Source organism: Sphaerotilus sp. (genome assembly GCF_013299175.1).
Classification (GTDB): Bacteria; Pseudomonadota; Gammaproteobacteria; order Burkholderiales; family Burkholderiaceae_C; genus Sphaerotilus.
The window spans coordinates 1-14,125 of the sequence record NZ_JAAFKF010000099.1 but is presented as its reverse complement, the minus strand read 5'-3'; the positions used below and the strand labels follow the sequence as shown (position 1 = coordinate 14,125).

The 14,125-nt window shown below is 68.8% G+C and carries 13 protein-coding genes; 3 read left to right on the top strand and 10 right to left on the bottom strand.

The features are described 5' to 3' along the window. The coding region (locus tag QZW52_RS15395) for a lipoprotein-releasing ABC transporter permease subunit (protein ID WP_294000413.1) at window positions 1-1,206 on the top strand (1,206 nt) is incomplete at its 5' end. Window positions 1,207-1,216: 10 nt separating this feature from the next. Continuing rightward, complete coding sequence (locus QZW52_RS15390; protein ID WP_294000415.1) at window positions 1,217-1,906, top strand: ABC transporter ATP-binding protein; 690 nt, start codon at window positions 1,217-1,219, stop codon at window positions 1,904-1,906. Window positions 1,907-1,930: 24 nt separating this feature from the next. On the opposite strand, the gene tkt is transcribed toward QZW52_RS15390, so the two are convergent. The 7 genes from tkt to QZW52_RS15355 all read right to left on the bottom strand — a co-directional run bounded on the left by tkt (window position 1,931) and on the right by QZW52_RS15355 (window position 9,565). Further along, complete coding sequence (gene tkt, locus QZW52_RS15385) at window positions 1,931-3,943, bottom strand: transketolase (RefSeq protein ID WP_294000412.1); 2,013 nt, start codon at window positions 3,941-3,943, stop codon at window positions 1,931-1,933. 1 nt (window position 3,944) lies between these two features. Next, window positions 3,945-4,979 carry a transketolase family protein gene (locus QZW52_RS15380; RefSeq protein ID WP_294000410.1) on the bottom strand — a complete coding sequence of 345 codons (1,035 nt, stop codon included), beginning with the start codon at window positions 4,977-4,979 and terminating at the stop codon, window positions 3,945-3,947. Then, entirely contained in the window at window positions 4,976-5,839 is an 864-nt protein-coding gene (locus tag QZW52_RS15375) for a transketolase (protein WP_294000408.1), read from the bottom strand. Before QZW52_RS15375 ends, QZW52_RS15380 begins: the two co-directional genes overlap by 4 nt. Before the next feature lie 31 nt (window positions 5,840-5,870). Further along, entirely contained in the window at window positions 5,871-7,130 is a 1,260-nt protein-coding gene (locus QZW52_RS15370; protein WP_294000406.1) for a TRAP transporter large permease, read from the bottom strand. 40 nt (window positions 7,131-7,170) lie between these two features. After that, window positions 7,171-7,707, bottom strand: coding sequence for a TRAP transporter small permease (locus QZW52_RS15365; RefSeq protein ID WP_294000404.1), 537 nt, complete (start codon window positions 7,705-7,707; stop codon window positions 7,171-7,173). Window positions 7,708-7,755: 48 nt separating this feature from the next. Beyond that, a complete protein-coding gene (locus QZW52_RS15360) occupies window positions 7,756-8,751 on the bottom strand; it encodes a TRAP transporter substrate-binding protein (RefSeq protein ID WP_294000402.1) in 996 nt (331 codons plus the stop codon). A 64-nt stretch (window positions 8,752-8,815) separates the two neighbouring features. Then, window positions 8,816-9,565, bottom strand: coding sequence for an SDR family NAD(P)-dependent oxidoreductase (locus QZW52_RS15355; protein WP_294000400.1), 750 nt, complete (start codon window positions 9,563-9,565; stop codon window positions 8,816-8,818). 142 nt (window positions 9,566-9,707) lie between these two features. On the opposite strand from QZW52_RS15355, the gene QZW52_RS15350 reads away from it, so the two are divergent. Continuing rightward, window positions 9,708-10,598 carry a LysR substrate-binding domain-containing protein gene (locus QZW52_RS15350; RefSeq protein WP_294000398.1) on the top strand — a complete coding sequence of 297 codons (891 nt, stop codon included), beginning with the start codon at window positions 9,708-9,710 and terminating at the stop codon, window positions 10,596-10,598. 17 nt (window positions 10,599-10,615) lie between these two features. On the opposite strand, the gene QZW52_RS15345 is transcribed toward QZW52_RS15350, so the two are convergent. The 3 genes from QZW52_RS15345 to moeA form a co-directional block, all read right to left on the bottom strand. Further along, window positions 10,616-10,897 (bottom strand): DUF427 domain-containing protein, encoded by a 282-nt coding sequence (locus tag QZW52_RS15345; RefSeq protein ID WP_294000396.1) that lies wholly within the window; start codon window positions 10,895-10,897, stop codon window positions 10,616-10,618. Window positions 10,898-10,998: 101 nt separating this feature from the next. Continuing rightward, window positions 10,999-12,735 carry a PQQ-dependent methanol/ethanol family dehydrogenase gene (locus QZW52_RS15340; protein WP_294000394.1) on the bottom strand — a complete coding sequence of 579 codons (1,737 nt, stop codon included), beginning with the start codon at window positions 12,733-12,735 and terminating at the stop codon, window positions 10,999-11,001. Between the two features lie 244 nt (window positions 12,736-12,979). Continuing rightward, window positions 12,980-14,125: molybdopterin molybdotransferase MoeA (moeA, locus tag QZW52_RS15335; RefSeq protein ID WP_294000392.1), on the bottom strand; the 1,146-nt coding region annotated here is incomplete at its 5' end.

Here is a 14,125-nt window from a genome sequence, read left to right as displayed (position 1 = left end):
CGCGCCGGTCGTCGCAACGCCTTCATCTCCTTCATCAGCGGCGTGTCCATGCTGGGCATCGCGCTCGGCGTGGCGGCGCTGATCATCGTGCTCAGCGTGATGAACGGTTTCCAGAAGGAGGTCCGCGACCGCATGCTCAGCGTGATCGCCCACGTCGAGATCTTCGACACCACCGGCAGTGGCCTCGACCGCTGGCAGACGCTGGCCGACGCCGCGTTGAAGAACCCGCAGGTCGCCGCCGCCGCGCCGTTTGTCTCCGCACAGGCGCTGATCGCCCGCGGCGAGGACATGCACGGCGTGATGGTCCGCGGCATCTCGCCCGAGGAGGAATCGCACGTCACTCCGCTGGCCGCGCAGCTCAAGGACACCGCGCTGAAGAAGCTGCAGCCGGGCGCCTGGGGCGTCGTGCTGGGGGCGCAACTGGCACGCTCGATGGGTGTGGTCGAAGGCGATTCGGTCACGCTGGTCACGCCAAGCGGCCAGACGACGCCGGCCGGCGTGGTGCCGCGGCTGAAGCAGGTGACGGTGGTCGGGGTGTTCAACGCCGGGCACTACGAATACGACAGCGGCCTCGCGCTGATGCACATCGACGACGCCGCCCGCCTGTTCCGCACCGGCGGGCCGCAGGGCGTGCAGTTGCGCCTCAAGGACCAGCAGCGTGCCCGCGAAGTGTCGGCCGAACTGACCGCCTCGCTCGGCCCGCAGTTCCTCGTGCGCGACTGGACCCGCACCAACGCCGCCTGGTACGACGCCGTGCAGATCGAGAAACGCATGATGTTCATCATCCTGACGCTGATCGTCGCGGTGGCGGCGTTCAACCTCGTCTCGACGCTGGTGATGACGGTGACCGACAAGCAGGCCGACATCGCCATCCTGCGCACGCTGGGGGCGAGTCCGCGGTCGGTGATGGGGATCTTCATGGTGCAGGGCGCGGCGTCCGGGGTGATGGGCACGCTGGCCGGGCTGGCGCTGGGGCTGCTGGTGGCGCTGAACGTCGGTGTGATCGTGCCGGCGCTGGAGCAGTTGCTGCACACGACCTTCCTGCCGAGCAGCGTCTACCTGATCTCGCGCATGCCTAGCGATCCGCAGGCCAGCGACATCGTGCCGATCGGCGTGATTTCGCTGGTGCTGGCGTTCGTGGCGACGCTGTACCCGAGCTGGCGCGCCAGCCGTGTCAACCCGGCGGAGGCGCTGCGCTATGAGTGAGGCGAACGTGATGAACGACGGCTCGGTGATCCTGCAGGCGACCGGCTTGGTCCGGCGCTTCCAGGAGGGCGGCCCGCGGGGGCTGGATGTCACGGTGCTGCACGGCGTCGATCTGGCGATCCGGCGCGGCGAGACGGTGGCGATCATCGGGGCGTCGGGTTCTGGCAAGAGCACGCTGCTGCACCTGCTCGGCGGGCTGGACGCGCCGAACGCCGGGCGCGTGACGCTGGCCGGGCGCGATCTGGCGACGATGAATGCGACCGAGCAAGGCCGCTGGCGCAACCAGCACCTCGGCTTCGTCTACCAGTTCCACCACCTGCTGCCCGAGTTCACGGCGCTCGACAACGTGGCGATGCCGCTGTTGATGCGCCGCCAGCCGATCGCGCAGGCGCGGGAGCGGGCCGCGCAGCAGTTGCGGCTGATGGGGCTGGGCGAGCGGCTGGACCACCGGCCGGGCGAGCTGTCCGGCGGCGAGCGCCAGCGGGTGGCGATTGCGCGGGCGCTGGTGACGGACCCGGCGTGCGTGCTGGCCGACGAGCCGACCGGCAACCTCGACCGCGAGACGGCCGGCGGCGTCTTCGCGCAGATGCTGGCGCTGGCCCGCGAGCGCGGCACGGCCTTCGTGCTGGTCACGCATGATCCGGAGCTGGCCGGGCGGTGTGACCGGATTCTGCGGATCGACAAGGGGCGGATCGTCTGATCCGCGCCCCCGTGGTCTGCTGCGTCAGGCCCGCCGCGCCAGCAACTGCCGCACCTGCGCCACTACAGCGGCTGGGGTGATGCCGAACTTCTCGTACAGCGCATCGGCCGACCCGGACGCGCCGAACCCGACCATGCCGACGAAGCCGCCCTCGTCGCCGAGGTAGCGGTCCCAGCCGAAGCGCACCGCCGCCTCGATGGCCACGCGCACCGACCCCGGCGCGAGCACGGCTCGCCGGTAGTCCGCGTCCTGCGCATCGAAGCGTTCGCAGCATGGCATCGAGACCACGGCCGTCGGCACGCCTTTGGCTTGCAGTAGATCGCGCGCCTTCAAGGCGATGGCGACTTCGGAGCCGGTCGCCAGCAGCGTGGCGGCGCGTGGCCCACCCTCGGCTTCGGCCAGCACGTAGCCACCGCGGCGGCTGCGGTTGTCGCTGTCGTCGCCATCGGCTGAAGGGCGGCGCACCGTGGGCAGCGCCTGCCGGGCGAACACCAGACTGACCGGGCCGCTGCGGTGCGCCAGCGCGACCTCCCAGCACTCGGCGGCTTCCACCGCGTCGGCCGGGCGCAGCACCAGCATGTTGGGCATGGCCCGCAGCGAGGCCAGGATTTCCACCGGCTGGTGCGTCGGGCCGTTCTTGCCCACGCCGATCGAGTCGTGGCTGAAGACGAACTTCACCGGCAGGCCCATCAGCGCCGCCATCCGCATCGCCGGCCGCTCGTAGTCGGCGAAGGCGAGGTAGGTGACGGCCAGCGGGATGACGCCGCCGTGGGCCGCCATGCCATTGGCCATCGCCGCCATCAGGTGTTCGCGCACGCCGCAGTGGACGTAGGCGCCCGTCGGATCGTCGGCGGTGAAGGCGTGCAGGCGCCGCTTGTGGCTGGTGGGGGCTTCCAGGTCCGCGCAGCCGACCATGCGCTCGGGCAGCACGTCGGTCAGCCGGTCGTTGATGTCGGCGGAGATGAGGATGCCGCCCGGCGCGTCCTGCACCCGCTGGGCGGCGAGGGCTTCGCGCTTGTACGTGTGCAGCGTTTCGCGCCAGCCTGCGGGCAGCTCGCCGGTCAGGACGCGGTCGAATTCAGTGCGCTCGGCGGCGGGCAAGGCTTCGCGTCGGGCGGTCCAGTCGGCGTGCGCGGGTTGGTTGCGGGTGCCGGCGGTGCGCCATGCCTGCAACACTGGCTCGGGTGTCTCGAACGGCGGGTACGGCCAGTCCAGCATCTGGCGGGCCGCGTCGGCATCCTCGGGAAACAGCCGCGCACTGTGGCCGCCGCGCTGGCCCTGCAAGCGCGCCAGCCCGCGGGCGATCACGGTGCGGCAGGCGAGCAGCGACGGGCGGGGATCGTGCCGCGCCGCATCGAGGGCGACGGACACGGCCTCGATGTCGTGCCCGTCCACCTCGGCGACATGCCAGCCGGCGACGCGGAAGCGTTCGGCCACGTCCTCGCTGATTGACAGGGCGGTGCTGCCGTCGTCGGTGATCTGGTTGTCGTCCCAGAGCAGCACCAGCCGGCCCAGCCGCAGGTGACCCGCCAGCGAAATCATCTCCTGCCCGATGCCTTCCTGCAGGCAGCCATCGCCGACGAAGGCATAGGTGAAGTGATCGACCAGCCCGGCACCGAAGCGGGCGCGCTGCGAGGCTTCGGCGATCGCCATGCCGAAGGCGTTGGCGATGCCCTGCCCGAGCGGGCCGGTGGTGACCTCGACGCCCTTGCTCGGGTCGAACTCCGGGTGGCCTTCGCAGTGCGCGCCCAGTTCCCGGAAACGCCGGATCTCGTCGAGCGAAATCTTCTCGTAGCCGGTCAGGTAGTTCAGCGCCCACAGCAGCATCGAGCCGTGGCCGTTGGAGAGCACGACGCGGTCGCGGTCGGGCCAGGTCGGGTCGGCGGGGTTGAACTTCAGGTGCCGGGTGTAGAGGGCGGTGGCGATTTCCGCCATGCCCAGCGGCACCCCCTGGTGGCCTTCGGTGGCCCGCACGATGGCGTCGATGGCCAGGAAACGGATGGCGTGGGCGAGGGCGGTCGGGGCCGGCGCGGTCATGTCAACGCAGCCAGGTCTTGATGCGCGTGCCGAGCACTTCGCGGCTGATGCCGTAGCGGTCGTGCAGCGTGGGCAGGGCGCCGGCGTCGAGGAAGGCGTCCGGCAGGCCCGCGAGCTGGAAGCCGGCCGGCTGCACGCGGTGGCGCAGCAGCGTGCTGGCCACCGCTTCGCCCAGGCCGCCGATGACCGAGTGGTTCTCCGCCACCACCACCAGCCGGTGCTGGTAGCGCACGGCCTCGACGATCGCGGCTTCGTCCAGCGGCTTGATGGTCGGGCAGTGCAGCACGGCCACGCCGATGTTGTCCGCCGCCAGATCCTGCGCCACCTCCAGCGCCCGCATCGTCAGCAGGCCACTGGAGATGACCAGCACGTCCGCGCCGTCGCGCAGCAGCTTGGCCTTGCCGAGTTCGAAGCGGTAGCCCTCGATCTCGTCGAGCACCCGCGGCACCTGGCCCCGCAGCAGGCGCATGTAGACGGGGCCCTTGTGCGCGGCGATCTGCGGCACGGCCTGTTCGATGTCGAGCGCGTCGCAGGGATCGACGATGGTCAGCCCCGGAATGCCGCGCATCATCGCCAGGTCTTCGGTCGCCTGGTGGCTGGGGCCGTAGCCGGTGGTCAGTCCGGGCAGGGCGCAGCAGATCTTGACGTTGAGGTTCTCCTCGGCGATCACCTGGTGGATGAAGTCGTAGGCCCGGCGCGTGCCGAACACCGCATAGGTCGTGGCAAACGGCACCAGCCCTTCCTTGGCCATGCCGCCGGCCGCGCCCATGAGCAACTGCTCGGCCATGCCCATCTGGTAGAAGCGGTCGGGGTAGGCTTGGGCGAACAGGTGCAGGTCGGTGTACTTGGCGAGATCGGCCGTCAGGCCGACGATCTCGGGCCGCTGCGCCGCGAGTTCGACCAGCGCCTTGCCGAACGGGGCGGCGGTGACGCGCTGCCCCTCGGAGGCGATCGAGGCGATCATGGCCGAGGTGGTCAGGCGGGGTTTCTTGGCCGGCGTGGTGGCCGATGCAGCAGGGTTCACGGGGGCGTTCATGCGGCGGCTCCTTGCGGCGCGGTGGCGTCGAGGTGGTCGAGGGCGAGCTGCCACTCGGGCGGATCGACGCGGATGAAGTGGTTCTTGTCGCGGGTTTCCAGGAAGGGCACGCCCTTGCCCATCAGCGTGTCGAACAGGATCACGCGGGGCTTCGGCTCGGTGAGTACACGCGCCGTGTCGAAGGCTTGCAGCACGGTGGCGAGGTCGTTGCCATCCACCCGCTGCACATGCCAGCCGAACGCCGCCCACTTGTCCGCCAGCGGCTCGAAGCCCATGACCTTGCTGGAAGGGCCGTCCGCCTGCTGGTTGTTGATGTCGATCAGGCAGATCAGGTTGTCGAGCCGGTGGTGGGCGGCGCCCATCGCGGCTTCCCAGGTCGAGCCTTCGTCGAGTTCGCCGTCGGACATCGAGTTGTAGACGAAGGCCGGGTTCTTCTTCTGCTTCAGTCCGAGCGCCATGCCGACGCCGATGACCAGCCCCTGGCCGAGCGAGCCGCCGGACATTTCCATGCCGGGCGTGTAGGTCGCCATGCCCGACATCGGCAGGCGGCTGTCGTCGCTGCCGTAGGTTTCCAGTTCGCTTTCGGGCAGGACGCCGGCTTCGATCAAGGCGGCGTAGTGTGCGATGGCGTAGTGGCCGTGCGAGAGCAGGAATCGGTCACGGCCCTCCCACTGCGGGTCGTGGGGTTGGAGGTGCAGCGCGTGCCGGTAGGCGACGGCCAGCACGTCGGCCCAGCCGAGGGCCTGGCCCACATAGCCTTGGCCCTGCACCTCGCCCATGCGCAGCGCGTAGCGGCGGATGCGGTGGGCGGCGGCGGCGAGCGCGTCCAGGGCGTCCAGTCGGGCGGACGTGTCGGTCATGGAAAGTCCTTCGGATCGAGAGAGAAACGGTTCAGCGCAGGATGCTGGCCGGCACGTAGGACACGAGCACCAGCACGAAGAACGCGACGAGGTAGAACGGCCCGAGTTCGCGCACCGTCTGGCCCACCTTGACCTTGGCCAGCGCGCTGGTGATGAACAGCGTCGTGCCGACCGGCGGGGTGTAGAGGCCGATGGCGAGGTTGACGACCATCATGATCCCGAGCTGCGTCATGTCCATGCCGATGCTGTTGGCCAGCGGCACGAACACGGGCGTCAGCAGCAGCACGGCGGCCGGCAGGTCGATGAACATGCCCAGGAACAGCATCAGCAGGTTCATCATCAGGATGACCAGCCACTTGGACTGCACGTTCTGCTGCACCCACTGCACGACGCCCTGCGGCATCTGGTCGAAGGTGAGCAGCCAGCCGATGGCCGCCGACGCCATGATCACCAGCAGCACCACGCCCGTGGCCAGACCCGCCTCGATGACGGCGGCGTTCAGGCGCTTCCAGTCGAGGTCGCGGTAGATCGCGGCCGAGACCACCCCGGCGTAGAGCGTGGACAGCACCGCGACTTCGGTGGGCGTGGCGATGCCGAAGCGCAGGAAGATGATGATCAGCACCGGCAGCACCACTGCGGGCGAGGCGTAGGCGAGGTGCCGGGTGAAGGCGGTGGCGTTGAATGGGGTGGTGTCGCGCGGGAAATTGCGCCGCTTGCCGACCCACCAGCACGCGGCCATGAAGCCCGCGCACATCAGCAGCCCCGGCAGCACGCCCGCCACGAACAGCGAGGCGATCGAGGCGTTGGACGACAGCGCGAACAGGATCATCGGGATCGACGGCGGGATCAGGATGTCGATCGTGGCCGCCGCCGCCAGCGTGGCCGCCGAGAACGCCGCCGGATAGCCCAGCCGCTGGTGCCAGGGGATGAGCAGCGAGCCGATGGCCGAGGCATCCGCCACCGCCGAGCCGGACACGCCGCCGAACAGCGTCGAGGACAGCACGCCCACCTGCGCCGGCCCGCCGTGGTAGCGGCCGATCAGCGCGGAGAGCACGCCGACCAGCGCCTCGCCGAGCTTGCCGCCCATCATGAGCGTGCCGGTCAGCATGAAGAAGGGGATGGCGATGAGCGGGAAGCTCTGCACCTGGGCCACCATCTGCTGCACCAGCAGGTCGATCGGCACCCGGTCGGACGTGGCGGCTGCCGCCATGGCGGCGAGCAGCAGGGCATGGGCAATGGGCATGGCCGCGATGGCCGCACCCATGAACACGAGAAGGATGAGGGCACTCATGTCGAGGTCTTCGCGGGTGTAGGGTTGGATCGGACGCGGCTCACCAGTGCGCCACCGGCACGACGGGCTCGGCGGAAGGGTCGGCGGCGGTCGGGGTGGTCGTCCAGGCGCGCCACGCCGACTGCACCGCCAGCACTGCCAGCAACGCCATGCCGACCATCACGCAGGCGTAGGTGATCGAGCCGGGCAGTTGCAGGATCGGTGACTTCTCGTCATGCACGATGTCCAGCATCCGCCAGGTGGAGACCGTCAGCGTTGCGTACAGCCCCGCGACCACCCCCCAGCTCAGCACGGCGACGAGGCGCCCGACCGCCGGCGACACTGCCTCCATCAGGAAGGTGGTGGCGATGTGCGCCCCCTGCTGCGCGGCCAGCACCACGCCGGCCATCACCAGCCACGGGAACAGCAGCTCGGGCACCTCGTTGGCCCATTGCAGGCTGGATCCGGTGGCATAGCGCAACACTGTGTTGGCCACCAGGATCACGAAGATCACCGAGGTGGACACCCACAGCACGCCCCGGCACAACCCGGTCACGCTCCGTTCGAGCAGGCCGGGGCCTGCGTCAGCGACGCTCATCGCCATCTCCTTCAGAAAGACCAGGGTGGGTCGGGTGGCTCAGTCGGATCAGTTGGCGCGGGCGCCGGCGATGACCTTCTTGACGAACGGGCCGATCGGGCTGGCCATCCACTTGTCATCGACGTTGGCGGTGCTCTTCTCGAACGCCGACTTGTCCACGGTGTCCACGCGCACGCCCTTGGCCTTCAGGTCGGCGATGAGCTTGTCATCGGCTTCCTGCGACAGGCGGCGCTGCAGCGCGGTGGCCTCGACCGCCGATTCATGCACCGCCTTGCGGTCGGCCTCCGAGAGCTTGTCCCAGGTGCGCTTGCTCATCACGAAGGGCGTCATCTCGTACTTGTGGCCCGTCAGCGAGATGAACTTCTGCACTTCGTAGAGCTTGCTGGCGTGGATGTTCATCAGCGGGTTTTCCTGCCCGTCCACCACGCCCTGCTGCAGCGCGACGTACAGCTCGGCGAACTTGATTTGCTGCGCCTCGGCCCCGAGGGCCTGCATGATGTCCACCGTCACCGCGTCGGGCGGCGTGCGCATCTTCATTCCCTTCAGGTCTTCCGGCTTGAGCAGCGGCTTCTTGCTGTTGCTCATGTGGCGGATGCCGTTGTCCCAGTAGCCCAGCACGACCATGCCCTTCTCGGCGCTCTTGTCGGCCAGCTCCTTGCCCAGCGGGCCGTCGAGCAGCTTCCACGCTTGCGACAGGTTGGCGAACAGGAAGGGCATCCCGAACGCGGCGTACTCCGGCACCGCGTTGGCCATCGCCCCTTGCGAGTTGGCCGACATGTCGAGGGCGCCCGTGCGCAGGGCCGTGATCATCGCGGCGTCGTCGCCGAGCTGGGCGGACGGCGCCACCTGCACCTCGATGCGCCCGCCGGACTTGGCCTTGAGCGTGTCGGCGAACTTGACGGCCGCTTCATGGCGCGGGTTGCCGGGGGCGGCGCCGTGGCCCAGCGTCAGCTTGAGGGCGGCCTGGGCGTGCGCGGCCAGTGGCACGAGGGCGCTGATGGCCAGCGCGAACAGGGTGCGGGTGAAGGTGTTGCGGTCGATCATGTCTTGTCTCCTGGGGATCTTGGTCTGGGTTGCGTGATGGGACGGTGGATCAGGGATCAGCAGATCAGTGGATCAACATGCCGCCGTTGACATCCAGCGTCACGCCAGTGAGGTACTTGGCGAGATCGCTGGCGAGGAAGACCAGACAGCCGGCCACGTCGTTGGGTTCGCCGATGCGGTTCAGCGGAATGCCTTCGAGGATGGTCTTCATCTTGTCGTCGGGGATCAGACCCTTGTTGATGTCGGTGGCGATCAGGCCCGGCGTCACGCAGTTGACGCGGATGCCGTCGATGCCGAACTCGCGGGCCATCGCACGCGCCAGACCCAGCACGCCCGCCTTGGCCGCCGAGTAGTGCGGGCCACCCAGGATGCCGCCGCCGCGCTGCGCCGACACCGAGGACACGCAGCAGATCGCGCCCGACTGCTGGGCGCGCATCGCCGGGATCACGGCCTGCGACATGTAGAGCGTGCCGCGCAGGCTGACGTCGAGGATGCGGTCGTAGTCGGCACCGGTGATGTCCAGCGTCTTCACGGGCTGGGTGATGCCGGCGTTGTTGACCAGGATGTCGATGCGGCCCATCTGCTGCAGGATGGCGGCGGCGGCGGCGTCGCACGACGCCTTGTCCGTCACGTCGGCGACGACGCCCATGTGGCCCTCGCCCAGGTCGGCGGCGGCGGCGGCCGGCCCGGTGTGGGCCAGATCGAGGATGACCACGCGGGCGCCCTGTGCGGCCATCATCCGGGCGGTGGCGTAACCGAGGCCGTTGCGGCCGGCGCCGCCGGTGATGAGGGCAACTTTGTCCTTGAGCAGCATGTCGTCGATCTCCTGAGTGCGAAGCAGTGGGGTGGATGTGGATGGGGAATGCCGCGCATGGTGCGGAGTTGCTTGCATGATGACAAGCGAAGAGTCATCAGCCTAAGATGACAGATATTCATTCAACGACAGGGAAGACCCGATGGCCAACCTGCCACCCGTGGCCAATCTGATGGCCTTCGAAGCGGTTGCCCGCCGACGCAGCTTTGCGCTGGCCGCGGCGGAGCTGCACCTCACGGCCTCGGCGGTCAGCCACCAGATCGCCCGGCTGGAGGCGGATCTGGGGGTGCGCCTGCTGGAGCGCAGTGCGCATGGCGTCCGGTTGAGCACGGCCGGCGAGCAGTACCTCGGGCGCATCGGTGGCGCGCTGTCGGCCATCGCGGCGGCGACCGACGACCTGAAGCAGGGCGTGGGCACCAGCCTGTACGTCCACTCCTCGCCGAGCATCGCCAGCCTGTGGCTGATGCCGCGCCTGAAAGGGTTTGCGCAGGCGTGCCCGGAGATTTCGCTCAACCTGTCTGCCGCGCACACCCACAGCGATTTCGCCCTAGGGCAGGCCGATCTGGACATCCGCTACGGCGTGCCGCGCTGGCCGGACGTGGTGATCGAGCCGCTGTTCGAGGAGGGCATCGTGCCGCTGGCCAGCCCGGCCTTCATCCGCGAGCACCGGCTCAAGCAGGTCGAGCAGTTGCCCCAGGTGCCGCTGATCCAGAGCAACGTCAACGTGGTGCAGTGGTCCGACTGGTTCGCCGAGTACACCGGCCAGCGGGCGCCGGAGCGGTTTTCACTGCGCTTCGACCGGGCGCTGATGGCGGTGGACGCGGCGATCCAGGGCTTGGGTGTGGCACTCGAAAGCGCCACACTGGCGGGCCGGCACATCGCCGAGGGGCGGCTGCGACCGGTGTTCGGGCTGGACAAGGCGATCCGCGTGAAGGCCCATTTCGCGGTCTACCCGGCGCGGCATGCCAAGCGGCCGACGGTGGATGCCTTCCTGACCTGGCTGCACGGGGAGGCGGCCCGCAGTTCAGCGTAGGGGGCGTACAGGCCCGGTCACTCCGTGACCCGCACCCCCTTCCAGAACGCCACCCGCCCCTTGATCTCCGCCGCAGCCTCCTTCGGCTCCGGATAGAACCAGACCGCGTCCGGATTCACCTCGCCGTTGACGAACAGGCTCAGGTAACGCGCCTCGCCTTTCCACGAACACATCGTGCGGTGGTTGCTCGACAGCACGCAGTCCTGGCGCAGCGACTCGGGGGGGAAGTAGTGGTTGCCTTCGATGACGACGGTGTCGTCGCTTTCGGCCACGGTGGTGCCGTTCCAGATGGCTTTCATGTCGGTGTCTCGGGTTCCGGGTGTCAATGAAAAAAGCCCTGCGGCGCGGGGCTGCAGGGCTTCGTGTCGGACCGACCAAGGCCGGCCGAAGCGTACTCAGTTTACTTCGCGAGCTTGAACACCCACACCGAGCCACCCTGTTCGAGGAAGCTGACCTTCTTGGCCACGTCGCCACCCCACAGCGGGACGGCGCCGCCCCAGCCGGAGGCCACGGCGACATACTGCTCACCCTTGTCCGACCAGGTGATCGGAGGGGCCACGACGCCGGAGCCGGTCTGGAACTTCCAGACGATCTTGCCGGTCTTGGCGTCTGCCGCCTGCAGGTAGCCTTCCGGCGTGCCCCAGAACACCAGGTTGCCGCCCGTGGTCAGCACACCACCCCACAGCGGGGCGTTGTTCGGCGCTTCCCAGACGATCTTGCCGGTCTTCGGATCGATGGCGCGCATGGCACCGATGGGGCCGTCCGACAGCGTCTTGATCGTGAAGCCGGCGCCCAGGTAGGCAGCACCCTTCTTGTAGCTGACCGGCTCGTTCCAGATTTCCATGCCCCATTCGTTGGCCGGCACGTAGAACAGCTTCGTGTCCGGCGAGTAGGCCATTGGCATCTGGTTCTTGCCGCCCAGGAAGGACGGGGCGGCGAACACCGAGGTGCCCTTCTTGCCGTCGGCGCCCTGGGTCGGATCACCCGAGCGGTTTTCAGGCACGAAGTTCGGGCGGCCCGTCTTCAGGTCGATGCCGGTGGCCCAGGTGATCTTCTTGACGAACGGGAAGGCGTTGACCAGCTTGCCGGTCTTGGCGTCGTTCACGTAGAAGAAGCCGTTGCGGTCGGCCTTGCCGCCGAGGATCTGGCCGCCTTCGTCGTAGGTGATGAACTCGTTGACGCCGTCGTAGTCCCAGGCATCGTTCGGGGTGCTCTGGTAGTGCCACTTGATCTGGCCCGTCTTCACGTCGATGGCGACGGTGGAGGTCGAGAACAGGTTGTCGCCCTTGCGCAGGTGGCTGTTCCACGGGGCCGGATTGCCGGTGCCGAAGTAGGCCAGACCGGTCTTGCCGTTGTAGGTGCCGCCCAGCCACGTTGCCGCGCCGCCGGTCTTCCACAGGTCGCCCGGCCAGGTCTTGCCTTGCTCGCCGGAGATGCCGTTCTCGGTCTTGTTGCCGTCCTTGTCGTACTTGTAGCCCATGTGGCCTTCGACCGTCGGGCGGCTCCAGACCATCTTGCCGGTCTTGGGGTCACGCGCTTCGACGCGGCCGACGATGCCGAACTCGCCACCGGACACGCCGGTCAGCAGCAGACCTTCGGCGATCAGCGGGGCGGCCGAGGCGGAGTAGCCCGCGGCGTAGTCGTCGATCTTTTCCTTCCAGACCACGTCGCCGGTGTCCTGGTTCAGGGCGACGAGTTGCGCGTCCAGCGTGGCGAAGATGACGAGGTTGTCATACAGCGCCGCGCCGCGGTTGATCACGTCGCAGCAGGGCATGATGCCGTCGGGCAGGCGGTGCTCGTACTTCCACAGCTTGGCGCCGGTCTTGGCGTCCAGCGCGAAGATCCGCGAGTACGACGCCGTGACGAACATCTTGCCGTTGTGGATCACCGGCTGCGATTCCTGGCCGCGCTGCTTTTCACCGCCGAACGAGAAGCTCCACACCGGCACGAGCTTGTTGATGCTCGACGGGTTGATCTGCTTGAGCGGGGAATAGCGCTGGCCTTGCTGGCCGATGCCCCAGCTCAGCACGTCGCCCGTCGAGGCTGCGTCGTTCTCGATCATCTTGTCGGTCACGGTGGCGTGGGCCATCGACGACAGGCCGGCGCATACCAGCAAGCTCAACAGTTTTTTCTGCATGGTTGGTCTCCTCAGTGAGGTGGATGTCACAACGGCTGGAACAGATGCCGTTCGGGAGCTATTCCCGGGCAACAAATGTGCCACCTCGCCTGTGCTAGGAAACCTTGGGGATCCTACTAGCTGGAGACACTTCGGCAGGGTTCGCGCTGCGGGTAAGTCCGGGGCCGGTGTACCAGGAGACAACACTTCCGGCGAAACTGCTCCGCTGCGAGGGCGTGAACGTGCCACCCCCTCGGACCGGCCGTTACACCAGCCCGTCGAACAGCCAGACGTTCACCGCATCGCCTGCCGCCACCGAGGTCTGCGCATGGCCGAGCACGACCAGCGCATTGGCCTCGCTCATGCTGCGCAGCACGCCCGCGCCTTGTGTCCCGGTCAGGCGGACTTCCCACTGGCCATCCGCTCCGACGCTGACGATGCCGCGTTGGAACTCGCTGCGACCGGGGCGCTTGCGGATGGCGGTGGTGCAGCGCACGCGCAGCGTCGGCAGCGGCGAGGGATGGGCGCCGGCGAGCTGCAGCAGGCCATCGCGGGCGAAGGCGTAGAACGTGACCAGCGCCGCCACCGGATTGCCCGGCAGCGCGAACAGCCACGCGGGCGAGCGGCCGTCCGCACGGTGCAGCGGCCCGAACGCGAACGGCCGCCCCGGCCGCATCGCCACCTTCCAGAACGCCACGTCGCCCCGACGGGCCAGCAGGTCTTTCGTGTGATCCGCATCCCCGACGCTCACGCCGCCGCTGGTCAGCACCACGTCCGCCCGAGCGATCGCCTCGTCGAGCGTCGCGGCCAGTGCCACCGGGTCGTCGCGCACGAGGCCGAGGTCAATGATCTCCACGTCCAGCCGGGCCAGCGCCCCCATCAGGCTGTAGCGGTTGCTGTCGTAGATGCAGCCGGCGTCCAGCGGCTGGCCCAGCGTGCGCAGCTCGTTGCCGGTGGAGAACAGCGCCACCCGCAGCCGCCGGACCACCGTCACCTCGCCGATGCCCAGCGACGCGATCAGCCCGAGGTCGGCCGGGCGCAGCCGCTGGCCGGTGGTGAGCGCGGGGTGGCCGGTGCGGAGGTCTTCGCCTTGCAAGCGGCGGTTGTCGCCAGTGCGAACCGTGCCGGGGCGGATGCGCACCACGCCGTCGGCCGCGGTGCAAAGCTCCTGCGGTATCACCGTGTCCAGCCCGGCCGGCATCACGGCGCCCGTCATGATCCGCACGCACTGGCCGGCCGCGAGCGCGAAGTCCGGCACGTCGCCCGCGTGGACCGTGCCGGCGACGGTGAGCACGGTGTCGGCGTCCGCCCGCAGGTCGGTGCCGCGCAGCGCGTAGCCGTCCATCGCGGAGTTGTCGTGCGCCGGGACACTGATCGGCGAGACGATGTCCGCGCCGAGGACGCGGCCGAG